This window comes from Enterobacter sp. ECC-249 (assembly GCF_043965265.1).
GTDB lineage: Bacteria > Pseudomonadota > Gammaproteobacteria > Enterobacterales > Enterobacteriaceae > Enterobacter > Enterobacter quasiroggenkampii.
The window spans coordinates 1,195,527-1,210,731 of sequence record NZ_CP143660.1 but is presented as its reverse complement, the minus strand read 5'-3'; the positions used below and the strand labels follow the sequence as shown (position 1 = coordinate 1,210,731).

General features: G+C 56.1%; 16 protein-coding genes and 1 other annotated feature. Of the genes, 5 read left to right on the top strand and 11 right to left on the bottom strand.

The genetic code is table 11. The features are described 5' to 3' along the window. The first annotated feature begins 3 nt into the window (after positions 1–3). Both V1587_RS05865 and yaaA read left to right on the top strand, forming a co-directional pair. Positions 4–1,434, top strand: a complete 1,431-nt coding sequence (locus tag V1587_RS05865; protein ID WP_371899497.1) for an alanine/glycine:cation symporter family protein — start codon at positions 4–6, stop codon at positions 1,432–1,434. 66 nt (positions 1,435–1,500) lie between these two features. Further along, positions 1,501–2,274 carry a peroxide stress protein YaaA gene (gene yaaA, locus V1587_RS05860; protein WP_371899496.1) on the top strand — a complete coding sequence of 258 codons (774 nt, stop codon included), beginning with the start codon at positions 1,501–1,503 and terminating at the stop codon, positions 2,272–2,274. 32 nt (positions 2,275–2,306) lie between these two features. On the opposite strand, the gene V1587_RS05855 is transcribed toward yaaA, so the two are convergent. From V1587_RS05855 to yjjY, 7 genes are all read right to left on the bottom strand, one after another. Continuing rightward, a complete protein-coding gene (locus V1587_RS05855; protein ID WP_395314532.1) occupies positions 2,307–2,609 on the bottom strand; it encodes a DUF2502 domain-containing protein in 303 nt (100 codons plus the stop codon). Positions 2,610–2,864: 255 nt separating this feature from the next. Next, complete coding sequence (thrC, locus tag V1587_RS05850) at positions 2,865–4,151, bottom strand: threonine synthase (protein ID WP_371899494.1); 1,287 nt, start codon at positions 4,149–4,151, stop codon at positions 2,865–2,867. 3 nt (positions 4,152–4,154) lie between these two features. Continuing rightward, positions 4,155–5,084 carry a homoserine kinase gene (gene thrB / locus V1587_RS05845; RefSeq protein WP_371899493.1) on the bottom strand — a complete coding sequence of 310 codons (930 nt, stop codon included), beginning with the start codon at positions 5,082–5,084 and terminating at the stop codon, positions 4,155–4,157. 1 nt (position 5,085) lies between these two features. Further along, positions 5,086–7,548, bottom strand: coding sequence for a bifunctional aspartate kinase/homoserine dehydrogenase I (thrA, locus tag V1587_RS05840; protein WP_371899492.1), 2,463 nt, complete (start codon positions 7,546–7,548; stop codon positions 5,086–5,088). Positions 7,549–7,572: 24 nt separating this feature from the next. Beyond that, positions 7,573–7,690 (bottom strand) — a sequence feature (Thr leader region). After that, positions 7,629–7,697 (bottom strand): thr operon leader peptide, encoded by a 69-nt coding sequence (gene thrL / locus V1587_RS05835; protein WP_015572623.1) that lies wholly within the window; start codon positions 7,695–7,697, stop codon positions 7,629–7,631. Its footprint overlaps the feature before it by 62 nt. Positions 7,698–7,908: 211 nt before the next feature. Continuing rightward, complete coding sequence (locus tag V1587_RS05830; protein WP_045907754.1) at positions 7,909–8,595, bottom strand: tRNA/rRNA methyltransferase; 687 nt, start codon at positions 8,593–8,595, stop codon at positions 7,909–7,911. Between the two features lie 399 nt (positions 8,596–8,994). After that, positions 8,995–9,135, bottom strand: coding sequence for a protein YjjY (gene yjjY / locus V1587_RS05825; protein ID WP_085928893.1), 141 nt, complete (start codon positions 9,133–9,135; stop codon positions 8,995–8,997). Positions 9,136–9,230: 95 nt separating this feature from the next. Between yjjY and arcA the strand changes: the two genes are divergently transcribed. Beyond that, positions 9,231–9,947, top strand: a complete 717-nt coding sequence (gene arcA, locus V1587_RS05820) for a two-component system response regulator ArcA (RefSeq protein ID WP_003856501.1) — start codon at positions 9,231–9,233, stop codon at positions 9,945–9,947. A 45-nt stretch (positions 9,948–9,992) separates the two neighbouring features. Here the strand turns inward: arcA and creA are convergent, their stop codons facing one another. After that, a complete protein-coding gene (gene creA, locus V1587_RS05815; RefSeq protein ID WP_045284830.1) occupies positions 9,993–10,466 on the bottom strand; it encodes a protein CreA in 474 nt (157 codons plus the stop codon). A 211-nt stretch (positions 10,467–10,677) separates the two neighbouring features. On the opposite strand from creA, the gene robA reads away from it, so the two are divergent. Further along, on the top strand, positions 10,678–11,547 hold the full coding sequence (gene robA, locus V1587_RS05810; RefSeq protein WP_371899490.1) for an MDR efflux pump AcrAB transcriptional activator RobA: 870 nt from the start codon (positions 10,678–10,680) through the stop codon (positions 11,545–11,547). On the opposite strand, the gene gpmB is transcribed toward robA, so the two are convergent. Continuing rightward, positions 11,544–12,191, bottom strand: coding sequence for a 2,3-diphosphoglycerate-dependent phosphoglycerate mutase GpmB (gpmB, locus tag V1587_RS05805; protein ID WP_008502057.1), 648 nt, complete (start codon positions 12,189–12,191; stop codon positions 11,544–11,546). The two genes, robA and gpmB, sit on opposite strands and share 4 nt — an antisense overlap. A gap of 50 nt (positions 12,192–12,241) precedes the next feature. Here gpmB and yjjX point away from each other — a divergent pair, with 50 nt between their 5' ends. Then, positions 12,242–12,757 (top strand): inosine/xanthosine triphosphatase, encoded by a 516-nt coding sequence (gene yjjX, locus V1587_RS05800; RefSeq protein ID WP_032649880.1) that lies wholly within the window; start codon positions 12,242–12,244, stop codon positions 12,755–12,757. Here the strand turns inward: yjjX and trpR are convergent. Together trpR and sltY are read right to left on the bottom strand one after the other, a co-directional pair. Continuing rightward, positions 12,754–13,080 carry a trp operon repressor gene (trpR, locus tag V1587_RS05795; protein WP_047747961.1) on the bottom strand — a complete coding sequence of 109 codons (327 nt, stop codon included), beginning with the start codon at positions 13,078–13,080 and terminating at the stop codon, positions 12,754–12,756. The genes yjjX and trpR overlap by 4 nt on opposite strands. 55 nt (positions 13,081–13,135) lie before the next feature. Then, entirely contained in the window at positions 13,136–15,073 is a 1,938-nt protein-coding gene (sltY, locus tag V1587_RS05790) for a murein transglycosylase (protein WP_371899489.1), read from the bottom strand. Positions 15,074–15,205 lie beyond the last annotated feature (132 nt).

Sequence of the window (15,205 nt, the reverse complement as noted above, 5' to 3'; positions counted from 1 at the left end):
TTAATGCCTGATTTCTTTTTCTTTATTAACGAAGTCCTGTGGGGTTCGATAATGATATACCTGCTTCTGGGAGCAGGTATTTGGTTTACGCTACGCAGTGGGTTCATCCAGTTTCGTTATATACGCAAGTTTGGCAGAAGTCTGAAAAACAGCGTCACGCCTCAGCCGGGCGGATTAACGTCGTTTCAGGCACTCTGTACCAGCCTGGCGGCACGCCTCGGCAGCGGCAATCTGGCAGGCGTTGCGCTGGCCATCAGCGCCGGTGGGCCAGGTGCGGTCTTCTGGATGTGGGTGACGGCGCTACTCGGGATGGCCACCTCCTTTGCTGAAAGTTCGCTCGCCCAGCTTTATAAAGAGAAAGATAAAAACGGCCAGTTTCGCGGTGGACCAGCGTGGTATATGGCGCGTGGCCTTGGGATGCGCTGGATGGGTGTCCTGTTCTCGCTTTTTTTACTGCTCGCGTACGGTCTTATTTTTAATACCGTCCAGGCAAACTCGGTCGCCAACGCCCTGCGCTACGCCTTCTCCTGCCCCGAGTGGCTCGCGGGTCTCGCTTTAGCCGTCGTCGTTCTGCTTACCATCTCGGTCGGTCTCAAGGGCATCGCCCGTCTGATGCAGTGGCTGGTGCCCATTATGGCGCTACTCTGGGTTGCCGCGAGCCTGTTCGTTGCCGCACTGCACCTCGACCAGGTGCCGGGCGTGATTGCCACCATCGTCAAAAGCGCCTTTGGCTGGCGCGAGGTGGCCTCAGGAGCGCTGGGCTACACCTTCAGCCAGGCGCTGATGGCGGGTTTTCAGCGGGGAATGTTCTCCAATGAAGCCGGTATGGGGTCAACCCCCAACGCGGCAGCCGCCGCCTCTTCCTGGCCGCCGCACCCGGCCGCGCAAGGCATTGTGCAGATGATTGGCGTCTTTACCGATACCATTATTATCTGTTCCGCCAGCGCCATGATTTTGCTGCTGGCAGGCCCCGTACCGCACGCGTCGGGCACCGTCGGGATAGAGCTTCTCCAGCAGGCGCTGGTCAAGCTGACCGGCGGCTGGGGAGCCGGATTTGTCTCGCTCATCCTGATCTTGTTTGCCTTCAGCTCGATAGTGGTGAATTACCTTTACGCCGAGAATAACCTTATTTTCCTGAAGCTCGACTCCCGCGCCGCAATCGGAACCCTGCGACTGGGTGTCATCCTGATGGTGATAGCAGGCTCCCTGCTCAGTATGCCGCTGGTCTGGCAGCTGGCCGATATCATTATGGCGCTGATGGCGATCACTAACCTCACGGCGATCCTGCTGCTCTCGCCGGTTGTGACCCTGATTGCCAGAGACTATTTGCGTCAGCGCAAACTCGGCGTTCCGCCGGTATTTGATCCCGCCCGCTATCCCGATATTAAGGCGCAGCTTGCCCCCGGCACGTGGGATGATTTGCCGCGGCAATAACAGCTATCGATCAATTCAGGGCGATTTTTTGCTAAAGTCGCTCTAAATTTCCTGCAAGGACTGGATATGCTGATTCTGATTTCACCTGCAAAAACGCTCGACTACCAGAGCCCACTCGCCACCGAGCGCTATACCCAGCCTGAACTGCTGGACTACTCGCAACAGCTGATCCGCGAAGCGCGTAAGCTCTCTGCGCCGCAAATCGCCTCGCTGATGAGCATTAGCGACAAGCTGGCCGATCTTAACGCGACCCGCTTTCACGAGTGGCACCCGGATTTCACCCCGGCTAACGCTCGCCAGGCGATTCTCGCATTCAAAGGTGATGTCTACACCGGCCTGCAGGCGGAAGATTTTAGCGAAGCCGATTTCGATTTTGCCCAGCAGCATCTGCGCATGCTGTCGGGTCTGTACGGCGTGCTGCGCCCGCTGGATCTGATGCAGCCGTATCGTCTGGAGATGGGTATTCGCCTGGAAAATGCCAAAGGCAAAGACCTGTACCATTTCTGGGGCGATATCATCACAGATAAGCTGAATGCGGCGCTGCACGCCCAGGGCGATAAGGTAGTGATTAACCTGGCGTCCGATGAATACTACAAGTCGGTGAAGCCGAAAAAGCTGGATGCCGACATCATCAAGCCGGTCTTTCTCGACGAGAAGAACGGTAAGTTCAAAGTAATCAGCTTCTATGCCAAGAAAGCGCGCGGCCTGATGAGCCGCTACATTATCCAGAACCGCCTGACGAAGCCGGAGCAACTAACCGCCTTCAACAGCGAAGGCTATTTCTTTGACGAAGCGTCGTCAGGGAAAGGCGAGCTGGTGTTTAAGCGCCACGAGCAGTAAAAACAAACCCCGCCAGCTGGCGGGGTTTTGCATTAATGGTGTTTCCAGTCCGGGCCGCGTTCGTCGCGGCGGTCATCGTGGTGATGGTCGTCATGGCGATCGTCATGTTTACGATGCTCATCATGTGGACGCCAGTGGTTATCACGCCAGTCATAGTGCGCCTTCCACCAGTCATGGTCGCGCCAGCGGCCGCCGTCCCAGTAATGCCCGTTGTTATCCTGGTCGCCGATCTGCAGTTTTACTGCAGGTACGAGGGTAATTTCAGATGCCTGAACCGCCATGGGGGCGACCAGCACCAGTGAAAGCGCGATGAGTGCAGGTTTCAGTGTAGACATCGGTGACTCCTTATTCTTCTTGCCCAACGTGGGCCGATGTAAGGAGATTACGCGAGGGGAACGGGGGATGTTATTCTCTGCAATCCTAAACGCTAAGTGACCGCATTTATTGGGAATTTCTGCTTTTTCCCTGCTATTTCTCTCCTTAATTTCTCCATAAAAAAAGCCGGGTTGCGCTTCGCTTACCCGGCCTACGTTCTGAGCCGTTGTCGTCGTTGTAGGTCGGGTAAGGCGTAGCCGCCACCCGACAAAAAATCACGCGCGGGTCATCATCAGCTTACGCAGCGCGGCAAAGTCCGCCGGCAGCTCATGGGACAGCAGCGGCAGGTCGGCGCGCTCGGCCAGCTCTTTCGGCAGCGGCAGTGTTTCGCCCAGGATCGCTTCAACGCTCTCTTTAAACTTCGCCGGATGTGCGGTTCCCAGGAACAGGCCATATTCGCCCGGGTTAAGCTGGTCGCGCAGCGCGCGGTAGGCAATCGCCGCGTGCGGTTCAGAGGTATACCCCACCGCCTTCAGCTCGCGCATGGTCGCTTTGGTGGTTTCATCCGTCACCGCGGCGTAGCCCAGGTCACCCAGACGCCAGATCTTACGGCGGAACAGCTCTTCCACGCGCGGCCAGTTGTTCGGCTGGGATACATCCATTGCGTTAGAAAGCGTCGCCTGCGTGGCGTTCGGCGCCCACTTCCCGTCTTTCAGGAAGCGCGGCACGGTGTCGTTGGCGTTGGTCGCCGCGATAAAGCGTTTCACCGGCAGACCCAGAGATTTTGCCAACAGGCCCGCCGTCAGGTCACCGAAGTTACCGCTCGGCACGGAGATCACCAGCTGGTTGCGCGCTTCCTGCGGCAGCTGCGCTACCGCTTCGAAGTAGTAGCAGATCTGCGCCAGCAGACGGCTGATGTTGATGGAGTTGGCGGAGTTCAGACCCAGCGCCACCTTCAGCTCTTCGTCGTCGAAGGCCTGCTTCACCAGCGCCTGGCAGGCATCGAAATCGCCGTCAATTGCCACGGTTTCAATGTTGCCGCCGAGGGTGCAGAACAGTTTCTCCTGCAACGGGCTGATTTTGCCTTTCGGATAGAGGATCACCACGCGGACATTTTTCAGGCCGTAGAACGCGTGGGCTACCGCCGCGCCTGTATCGCCGGAGGTTGCGGTCAGGATGGTCACCGGCTTGTCGCCGCTGATGTGGGTCAGCATCTGCGCCATAAAGCGGCCGCCGAAGTCTTTGAACGCCAGGGTCGGGCCGTGGAACAGCTCCAGACAGCCGACGTCAGGCTCAACCTGCTGAACCGGCGCCGGGAAGGCGAATGCCGCGCGTACGCGCTCTTCCAGCAGCTCCTGCGGAATTTCATCGCCGATAAACGCGGACAGAATTTTGGTGCTGCGGGTGACAAAATCCTGCTTCAGCAGGTCATCAATCTCGGTCAGCTGGAATTCCGGCAGGTCATGAGGGAAAAACAGCCCCTGATTTTTGCCCAGTCCCTGAGTCACCGCCTGCGCGAAGCTGACCTGCTCGTTATGATCTTTAAGGTTGTAGAGTTTCATTAATTATCCCAGTACTCGTGCGCCAGCCGTGTCCAGACGGCAAATATGAACAAAGCCTTCCTGATTTTGCAGGTAGAGTTTAGAGAGCCAGTCCGCCACGCGCTGCGCGGTGTCAGGCTTGTCGCACAGGGCGAACAGCGTCGGGCCGGAGCCGGAAATGCCGCACGCCTGCGCGCCGATATCCATCGATGCCTGTCGCGCCTCGTTAAAGCCGGGCAGCAGCTTCGTGCGGTACGGCTCGGCAATGACGTCCTTCATCAGTTTGGCCGCCAGCTGCGGCTGACGGGTGTAGCAGGCGTGGATAAAGCCCGCCAGATGACGCCCGTGGGCAATACAGTCCTGACGACGATACTGCGCGGGCAGGATCGCACGCGCTTCCGCGGTTGAAACCTTGATACCCGGATAGGCCAGCACCCACAGCCACTCATCAAACCCTGGCACCTGCTGGCTGATGATGCCATTTTCTTCGATCATCAGCTGCATGCCGCCGAGGAAGCACGGTGCCACGTTGTCATAGTGAATACTGCCGGAGATGCGCCCTTCCAGCTCGCCCATTAACCCCAGCAGGCGGTTATTGTTCAGTGGCTTGCCGCAGTGCTCGTTCATCGCTACCAGCGCGGCGACCACCGAGCAGGCGCTGGAACCCAGACCCGAGCCGATCGGCATACTTTTTTCCAGCGTCATGGCAACCGGCACGTTTTTGCCGATCTCCTGACAGAAGCGTTCCCAGCACTGATAGACGATGTTCTCGCGCGGCTCGGACGGCAGCTTGCTGGCGAAGCGGCCCACGTTATTCAGGCTGAAGCTGTCTGCCGCTTCCACCGTAACCGTATCGCCCAGCAGCGAACCATCCACCGGCGTCACCGCCGCACCCAGCACGTCAAATCCGACGCTCATATTGGCGCTGGAAGCCGGGGCATAGACTTTGACCATGTTAAACTCCTAACTTCCATGACAGGGTACGCAGCAGATCGGCAAACACACCCGCCGCCGTAACATCGTTCCCTGCGCCATAGCCGCGAAGCACCAGCGGCAGTGGCTGATAATAGTGGCTGTAAAACGCGAGGGCGTTTTCGCCGTTTTTGACTTTGTACAGCGGGTCGTTGCCGTCCACTTCGGCAATCTTCACCCGGCACACGCCATCTTCTTCAATGTTGCCAACATAGCGCAATACCTTACCTTCATCACGGGCTTTCGCAACGCGCGCGGCAAAAGCGTCGTCAAGCTGCGGCAAACGGGCCATAAAGGCAGCGACATCACCGCTGCTGTCAAATTCTGCCGGCAGGACCGGTTCAATCACGATATCGGAAAGCTCAAGCTCACGGCCCGTTTCGCGCGCGAGGATCAGCAGCTTGCGCGCCACGTCCATACCGGAAAGGTCGTCACGTGGATCCGGCTCGGTATAGCCCAGCTCGCGCGCGGCGCGGGTGGCTTCAGAGAGGCTCATCCCCTCATCCAGCTTGCCGAAGATGAACGACAGCGAGCCGGAGAGAATGCCGGAGAAACGCTGCAGTTCGTCACCCGCGTTAAGCAGGTTCTGCAGGTTTTCGATAACCGGCAGACCCGCCCCCACGTTGGTGTCGTACAGGAACTTGCGGCGCGACTTGCTCGCCGCCAGACGCAGCTGGTGATAGTAATCCATCGACGAGGTGTTGGCCTTTTTGTTCGGCGTCACCACGTGGAAGCCTTCGCGCAGGAAATCGGCGTACTGGTCGGCCACCGCCTGATTCGAGGTACAGTCGACGATGACCGGGTTAAGCAGATGATACTCTTTCACCAGACGGATCAGGCGGCCCAGATTGAACGGCTCTTTTGCCTCTTTCAACTCAGCCTCCCAGTTTTCCAGGTTCAGGCCGTGGACGTTGGTCAGCAGCGCTTTGGAATTCGCGATCCCGCAGACGCGCAGGTCGATGTGTTTCTTCTTCAGCCATGCCTGCTGGCGCTTCACCTGCTCCAGAAGCGCACCGCCCACGCCGCCCACGCCGATCAGGAACAGCTCGATGACCTGATCGGTGTTGAACAGCATCTGGTGAACCACGCGAACGCCAGTGGTGGCATCGTCGTTATCCACCACCACGGAGATAGAGCGCTCTGACGAGCCCTGGGCAATCGCCACGATATTGATATTGGCGCGCGCCAGCGCGGCAAAGAATTTGGCGGATATACCGCGCAGGGTGCGCATACCGTCACCCACCACGGAGATGATCGCCAGACGCTCCTGAATCGCGAGCGGCTCCAGCAGCTCTTCTTTCAGCTCCAGATAGAACTCTTCCTCCAGCGCGCGGCGAGCGCGCAGGCAGTCAGCCTGCGGTACGCAGAAGCTGATGCTGTATTCGGAGGAAGACTGGGTAATCAGCACCACCGAGATACCGTTGCGGGACATAGCAGCAAAGACGCGCGCCGCCATGCCAACCATCCCTTTCATCCCCGGACCAGAGACGCTGAACATCGCCATGTTGTTGAGGTTGGAGATGCCTTTCACCGGCAGACCGTCCTCATCGGTACTCGAGCCAATCAGCGTACCCGGCACCTGCGGGTTACCGGTATTTTTAATCAGGCAAGGGATCTGGAACTGGGCAATCGGGGAGATGGTACGCGGGTGAAGTACTTTGGCGCCGAAGTAGGAAAGCTCCATTGCTTCCTGGTACGACATCGACTTCAGCAGCCTGGCGTCCGGTACCTGGCGCGGGTCGCAGGTATAGACGCCATCGACGTCAGTCCAGATCTCACAACAGTCCGCGCGTAAGCAGGCAGCCAGCACGGCGGCGGAGTAGTCGGAACCGTTACGGCCCAGCACCACCAGCTCGCCCTTCTCGTTACCGGCGGTGAAGCCTGCCATCAGGATCATGTGGTCAGACGGAATTTTGCTGGCGGCGATACGGCGGGTTGATTCGGCAATATCAACGGTGGATTCGAGGTAGTGGCCCACCGCCAGCAGTTTTTCAACAGGATCGATCACGGTCACGCTATGGCCGCGCGCTTCCAGCACACCTGCCATGATGGCGATAGAAAGTTTTTCACCGCGACAAATCAGCGCCGCGTTGATGCTGTCAGGGCACTGGCCGAGGAGGCTGATGCCGTGCAGGACGTGTTTAATTTGTGCGAATTCCTGCTCAACAAAGGACTTCAGCTGGGCATGCGGGAAGCCAGGCAGTGCCTCTGCCAGCCCTTGCAGTAAGTCAGCAAAGATGCGCTCTGCGTCGCTGATGTTCGGGAGTGCATCCTGGCCACCGATGGTTTTTTCAATCATCGCCACCAGATGGTTCGTGATTTTTGCCGGGGCAGAGAGCACGGTCGCAACCTGCCCCTGCCTGGCGTTGCTTTCCAGGATATCGGCAACACGCAGAAAACGTTCTGCATTTGCCACTGATGTACCGCCGAACTTCAACACTCGCATGGTTCTACCTCGTTTCCTTTAGCCGAAAAAAAAGCCCGCACTGTCTAGGTGCGGGCTTTTTTTTGTTTTTCCTGTACGCGTCAGCCCGCATCGTTACCTGTGGTAATGATGATGGTTGTAGTAATGGTGGTGATGCTGATGCGTTTCATGGATGTTGTGTACTCTGTCATTATTATCTGTCTGTGCTGTATTCTTTTAGGGTTAAAGGATCGGGCACCTTAAGTCAACGAATTTTTAATTTGATCACAATTCGGAAGACTCTCACGTCCCGCTGCGTGCAGATTTATTTTCATCCGATTCGCCCAGATGCAACCCTTCCGCACAGACTTATTCGCCATAGTAAAAACTTATGGCAGTGTTTTACTCGGCCAATTTTTTTTCAATATCGTGCAGCAAACGATGCAGCATGGCGGTGTCCCGCTGCTCAAGACGCCCTAAACGCTGCTGCAGCCAGTCAGCCATTTTTTGATCGTCCGCCACCCCCAGATGCACGAGCAGGTTTTCTACGCGCGCGCGAAGTGCGGCAAGCTGATTTTCATCGGTTCCTGTATTTTGCGACGGGGGAATTTGTATTAAGGATGCTAATTGATAGCAATAAACCATGACCGCCTGGCCTAAATTGAGGGACGGATAATCCGCGACCATCGGTGCCCCCGTCAGCACGTCCGCCAGTTCCAGCTCTTCATTGGTTAATCCGGAATCCTCGCGACCAAACACCAGCGCCGCTTTCTCCAGCCACTGGCTTTTCTCACTCAGCATCGGCACCAGCTCCGCTGGCGTGGCATAGTAATGGAACTTCGCCCGGCTGCGCGCGGTGGTTGCAACGGTAAACGAAATGTCATGCAGCGCATCAGCAAGCGTAGCGTAAGTGGTTATATTATCGAGGATATCGCCCGATCCGTGCGCCACCCAACGGGCAGCAGGCTCAAGGTGCGCAGTGCTGTCCACGATACGCAAATCGGTAAAACCCATGGTCTTCATGGCGCGCGCCGCTGCGCCTATATTTTCTGCTCTGGCTGGGGCAACCAGTACAATCGACAGATGCATTTATGCTCTCTTTATAATCAGTTAGCCGGTAAAAATGTGATGCACTTCAACATATTACGCAGCGCGAATTTACAAAATTGCAACACAAATCACCGAAATAGCGTTTCATAATAAATTAAAAACGCTAAACTATTCCTTGTCTGAACAATCAGTTAGAATGTTAACAGAACACTATTATCCCTATGTTTTATAATGATAATGGCGATATGAATACCCTATTCTGATTGGATTCGCTTCGTTTATAAATCAATGTCCGCAACTAGTTGGTTTATTGAAAAATTGTGACAAAGGCTAGCATTCCGCTACGATGATTTCATCAAACTGTTAACGTGCTACAATTGAACTTGATATATGTCAACGAAGCGTAGTTTTATTGGGTGTCTGGTGTCACTTAGCCTGTTATGTTGCTGTTAAAATGGTTAGGATGACAGCCGTTTTTGACACTGTCGGGTCCAAAGGGAAAGTACCCAAGACCAAGCTAATGATGTTGTTGACGTTGATGGAAAGTGCATCAAGAACGCAATTACGTACTTTAGTCACGTTAAGCCGATCATGTTAATTTGCGACATGCATCAGGCAGGTCAGGGACTTTTGTACTTCCTGTTTCGATTTAGTTGGCAATTTAGGTAGCAAACATGCAGACCCCGCACATTCTTATCGTTGAAGACGAGTTGGTAACACGCAACACGTTAAAGAGCATTTTCGAAGCAGAAGGCTACGATGTCTTTGAAGCGACCGATGGCGCAGAGATGCATCAGATCCTTTCTGAAAATGATATCAACCTGGTGATCATGGATATTAACCTGCCGGGCAAAAACGGTCTTCTTCTGGCGCGCGAACTGCGCGAGCAGGCGAACGTCGCGTTAATGTTCCTGACGGGCCGCGATAACGAAGTTGATAAAATTCTTGGCCTGGAAATCGGTGCGGATGATTACATCACTAAGCCGTTCAATCCTCGCGAGTTAACCATTCGTGCACGCAACCTGCTGTCCCGTACCATGAATCTGGGCACGGTCAGCGAAGAGCGTCGTAGCGTAGACAGCTACAAATTCAACGGCTGGGAACTTGATATCAATAGCCGTTCGCTGATTAGCCCGAACGGTGAGCAGTATAAACTGCCGCGCAGTGAATTCCGCGCGATGCTGCACTTCTGCGAAAATCCGGGCAAGATCCAGTCCCGTGCAGAGCTGCTGAAAAAAATGACCGGCCGTGAGCTGAAGCCGCACGACCGTACCGTAGACGTCACCATCCGTCGTATTCGTAAGCACTTCGAATCTACGCCAGATACGCCGGAAATCATCGCCACGATCCACGGCGAAGGGTACCGTTTCTGCGGTGACCTGCAGGAGTAATCCCGCAGTTAACGCATTAAAAAACGGCGCATTTGCGCCGTTTTTTTATTCCCGCCACGGCATAATCGGCACCGCGCTGATCGCGTTTTTCGGCGAGCCTTCCACCACTTTGTCAGAGTAGGCAAGGTACGCCAGGGTGTTGCGTTTGGCATCATAGAAACGCACCACCTGCAGTTTTTTAAACACCAGCGAGGTCCGTTTCTGGAATACCACGTCGCCCTGCGCTTTGCCGTTTTTAATTTTATCGCTCAACTCAACCGGCCCCACCTGCTGACAGGAAATGGCCGCGTCGGAGGTATCTTCCGCCAGTCCCAGCCCGCCTTTAATACCGCCCGTTTTCGCACGGCTGACGTAGCAGGTGACGTTTTTCACGTCCGGATCGTCAAACGCCTCCACCACGATTTTGTGGTCCGGGCCGAACATTTTGAATACGGTATCGACGGAGCCAATCTGTTCTGCCTGCGCCGCGCGCCCGACCATCAGCATCAACGCGGTGAAGATCAAAGTCTTGTATTTCATATTGTTACCATTCTTTAAAATTACACTGGGCGATTATTCAACACTTTAGACAAAAATGTAGCAAGATCACAGGATTAGAATATATCTGCCTGTAATGTGCTCTAAAAAGCATGAATGCGCAAAAAAAACACTGAATGCTAAAACATCAAAAAATGCTATTATCCGCTAACCTGTTATCAGGCACATGCTGTTTTAAGGATGAGGATAGTATATGGATCAGGCTGGAATTATTCGCGACCTGCTCACCTGGCTGGAAGGTCATCTCGACCAGCCTTTGTCACTGGATAATGTGGCGGCTAAAGCAGGCTATTCCAAGTGGCATCTGCAAAGGATGTTCAAGGATGTCACCGGTCATGCTATCGGCGCCTATATTCGCGCACGTCGTTTATCAAAATCTGCTGTGGCACTGCGCCTGACCGCGCGGCCGATTCTGGATATTGCCCTGCAATATCGTTTCGATTCACAGCAGACCTTCACCCGCGCATTTAAAAAACAGTTCTCGTTGACGCCAGCGCTTTATCGTCGCTCGCCTGACTGGAGCTCCTTTGGCATGCGTCCGCCGCTGCGTCTGGGCGAATTCGCGATGCCGAAGTACGACATCATTACACTGCCGGAAACCCATCTGATCGGCACGACGCAGAGCTACTCCTGTTCACTGGAGCAGATTTCTGAGTTCCGTCATCAGATGCGCGTCCAGTTCTGGCGCGACTTCCTGAGCCACGCGCCGGCGATACCGCCGATCCTGTATGGTCTCAACGAAACGCACCCAAGCCAGGAAAAAGACGACGAGCAGGAGGTGTTCTACACCACCGCGCTGACGCCAGATATGGCCAATGGCTACATTCAGGGTTCAAAGCCTGTCGTGCTGGAAGGTGGTGAATACGTGATGTTCGCGTATGAAGGGCTGGGAACGGGAGTTCAGGAGTTCATCCTGACCGTTTACGGGACCTGCATGCCGATGCTGAATCTGAATCGCCGTAAAGGTCAGGACATTGAGCGCTACTACCCGGCGCAGGATGCCAAACCGGAAGAAGGCCCAATCAATCTGCGTATGGAATTCTTGATTCCGATACGTCGTTAACGCTGCAGTTCGTCAAGCGCAGGGGCATCGAGGTGCGAAATGTCCCCTGCCATCTCCACGACCCAACCTGACGCCAGCCACGCGCTTTCCTGATAATCAATCCGGGAAATGGAGCAATTGCGCAGACGCAGGCGGCGCTCGGCGTAAGCCGGTAATCCAAGAATGGTGCTCACCAGGCATCCCAACGCAATCCCATGACTCACCAGCAGCGGACGGCTTCCCGCCGGAAGCTTCAGGCATTCCGCCAGAGCGGCATGCATGCGTACGCTGAGCTCCTGCATCGATTCGCCCTCAGGAATACGGCCATCTTCGGTACCGTTCACCAGCGTGCGGCGCCAGCCCTCTTCCGTTTCCGTCAGCGTATCGATATGGCGTTTTTCCAGCACGCCCATATCCAGCTCGCGCAGGCGCGGCTCCAGCATGACGTCACAGCCGCAGGCATCTGCGATGATGCGCGCCGTCTGCTGTGTGCGACCTAAATCGCTGGTAATGACGTGGGTAATGCCCAGCGTTCTGGCGCGTTCCGCCACCTGCCACGCTTGCTGCACGCCCTTCTCGGTGAGAGGACTGTCTGACTGGCCTTGAATACGTCGCTCGGCGTTCCACTGCGTTTCACCGTGGCGAACAAGGTATACCTGTAACATGCTTTTTTTCCGTTATACTGCGATGAGTTTTTTTTGAATCGAGCTTAATTATGCACCATGTTGTCTCTGCTACCACTAATCCTGCCAAAATTCAGGCAATTCTAAGGGCATTTGACGAGATCTTCGGCGCAGGATCCTGCCATATTGAGGCCATCGGCGTCGAGAGTGGCGTACCTGAACAGCCGTTTGGCAGCGAGGAAACGCGCGCTGGCGCACGAAATCGCGTGGCAAACGCTAAGGCCGCGGCACCGGATGCTGACTTTTGGGTAGCGATTGAAGCCGGTATCGACGAAGGCGCAACCTTTAGCTGGGTGGTGATTGAAAGCCGCGAGCAGCGCGGTGAAGCGCGCTCGGCCACCCTGCCGCTGCCGGAGATCATTCTGGAAAAAGTCCGTGCGGGTGAAGCGCTCGGGCCGGTGATGTCACAGTACACCGGCATCGATGAGATTGGCCGTAAAGAAGGGGCGATTGGCGTCTTTACCGCAGGCGCGCTGACGCGTTCAGGCGTTTATCACCAGGCCGTGATCCTGGCGTTAAGCCCGTTCCATAACGCGATTTATCGTTAGGTATTTTTCAACAATACCGCTTCCAGCCACTGGCGCAGCTCGACGGGCGCCGACTTCAGGCTGTTCGATCCGCGGGTAATCGTTGCGATGCCCGCGCCGAGCTCATTCTTCAGCTCGCGCTGGCTCATCTCGCCGCGCAGCAGCTCTTCAATGATGCGCACGCGCGTGCCCAGCGCCTCACGCTCGTCCGGCGTGAGCATCAGCTGCATCAGGGGTAAATGCAAATCCTGCTCGTAAGACTGGCGAAGCAGCTCCACAAAACGAAGCCACTCCTGATGACGTTGTTCGGCCATTGCCGAGGAATACGGGGAATGCTGGGTCATGTTATGCTGCCTCTTGTACTCTTTAGCGAGTACAGCATAACACAACCCACGCCAATCAGTAACGTCTCTGCCACTCGGCATCGCTCATCAGGGTATCTTTCTGCCCCATGAAGTAGCGATAATAGGCATCATAGGCCAGCACGTTCTTCACGTATCCACGCGTTTCCGAGAACGGAATGCTCTCGACAAACGCCACGGCGTCGATGCGTCCGGCGCTGTTGCCGAGCCAGGTACGCACGCGACCCGGTCCCGCGTTATATGCCGCCGACGAGAAGATGCGGTTATTGCCGAACTGCTGATACACGTACTGGAGGTAGCTGGTACCGATGTTGATATTGGTATCCGGATCGAGAAGCTGTGACGGGCTGCTGTATCCAGGGATATTAAACATCTTCACCGTGTGCGTCGCCGTGCCCGGCATAATCTGCATCAGGCCGCTGGCGCCCACCGGGGAACGGACTTTCGGGTTCCATGCGCTCTCCTGACGGGCAATCGCCATCGCGTAGCTCTGCGAAATATCTTTGCCGCTGGTATAGCGATCGAACAGATCTTTGTACGCCAGCGGGAAACGCTCTTCCAGATGATCCCAGAGCTTGCCGGCGATCGTCGCCTGCACGCTGAGATCCCACCAGTGATTATCAAACGCATAGCGGGCAAGCTGGGCTTTTTCGTCGGTGGTGCGGCTGGTCACCAGATTCGCCCATTCGCTGCGCGCGGTGTTATCCATATTCCAGTACATCAGCTCGCGAACGCGCGCCATTTCTGGCCCCTGCGTCAGCGCCGGGTTCGCGTTAGCGGGCGCCTTATCAATGCGGAAGGTGTACTCCTCGCCCAGGCGCTGTGCGGCTGCCATCGGGTAAAACCCGCGCTGCTGCATCAGCGTATGGAGGATCTCTTTGGCCTCATCATCTCGACCGCGCTCCATCAGCAGGTCGGCCTGCCAGTAGCGCCATTCGTCTTTCTCTTTGGCCTCCATCGGCAAGCGCGCGAGCCAGGTATTGAGCCCACGGCGATCGCCCGTGCCCAGCGCCATGCGCACGCGGCGTTCCACCAGCGACGTGGAATTCGAACGCATAATGGCATCGTCACGCCAGCGCGCCTGCTCATCGGTCAAATCGGTGCCCATCAGTCGCCACGCCACAATGTCGCGCAGCTCCTGGGTTTGCTCCTCATTAAGCTGCTGCGCCTGCACCAGCTGCGGGATCATCAGCCGCGCGTTTTCCACATCGTCACGCGCCACGCTGGCAAAGGCCACCGCCGCCATCTGGCGGGTAAAATCGGTCGCGCCCGTGCTGCGGGCAAAGGTCAGCACGCTGTTGGGATCGTTTGCCAGCGAGATAACCGCGGTGGAGATCGTCTGGTAATCGGACGGCATCTGCCCCGCCAGCGTGGTCACCAGCCGCGTGTTGCCGGCCTTCATCGCCAGGCGGATGCGCTCAAGGTAGGACAGCGGGTCCTGCTTGCCGGAAGCACGCCACGCGCCAAACAGGGAATCACAGGCGTTCGGCTGGTTTTTCCCGGTCAGCCAGAGCTCTTTCGCCCCGGCCCAGGCCTCTTCCTGCTGGCCGGTCGCCCATTTAGCGTAGTAATAGTTACACTGGGCTTCAGTGGTATTCGGCTTTTCAGGGCTAAACGCCAGCAGTCCGCGCCAGTCTTCGCGACGCGCCAGCTCATTCACAAAACGAGACTGGAGATTTCGGGCTGGCGGCAGGGTTGGGTTCGCCTGAATGAAGTTATTCACGGTGACCGTGGGCTGATTCATGAGATCGTCCGCGATCTGGCGATACTCGAGATACGGATACAGCGGATAATCCTTTAGCGTCGGCATCAGAGCCTGCACGGTATCCATCTGCTTGTTGTCCCACGCCTGTTTAATCTGAGCGTATCGACTGCGTTGTTCATCCAGTGAATCGGCATGCACCGCCTGGCTTACCGCCATTACGCATACGCTGGCAGCCAGCAGACGCCAGACCACCCGTTTGGCTTTTTCCACAAGCTCTTCCTCATTGTTTTTTCGTCAATTGCAGCGTCTTGCCACGTCAAAGTCTAATTAACTTATGCTAACCAGGCATCCTTCAACGCGCCACGTCATGGACACTTTTTTACCTTTCTTGCGCGTTTTAAC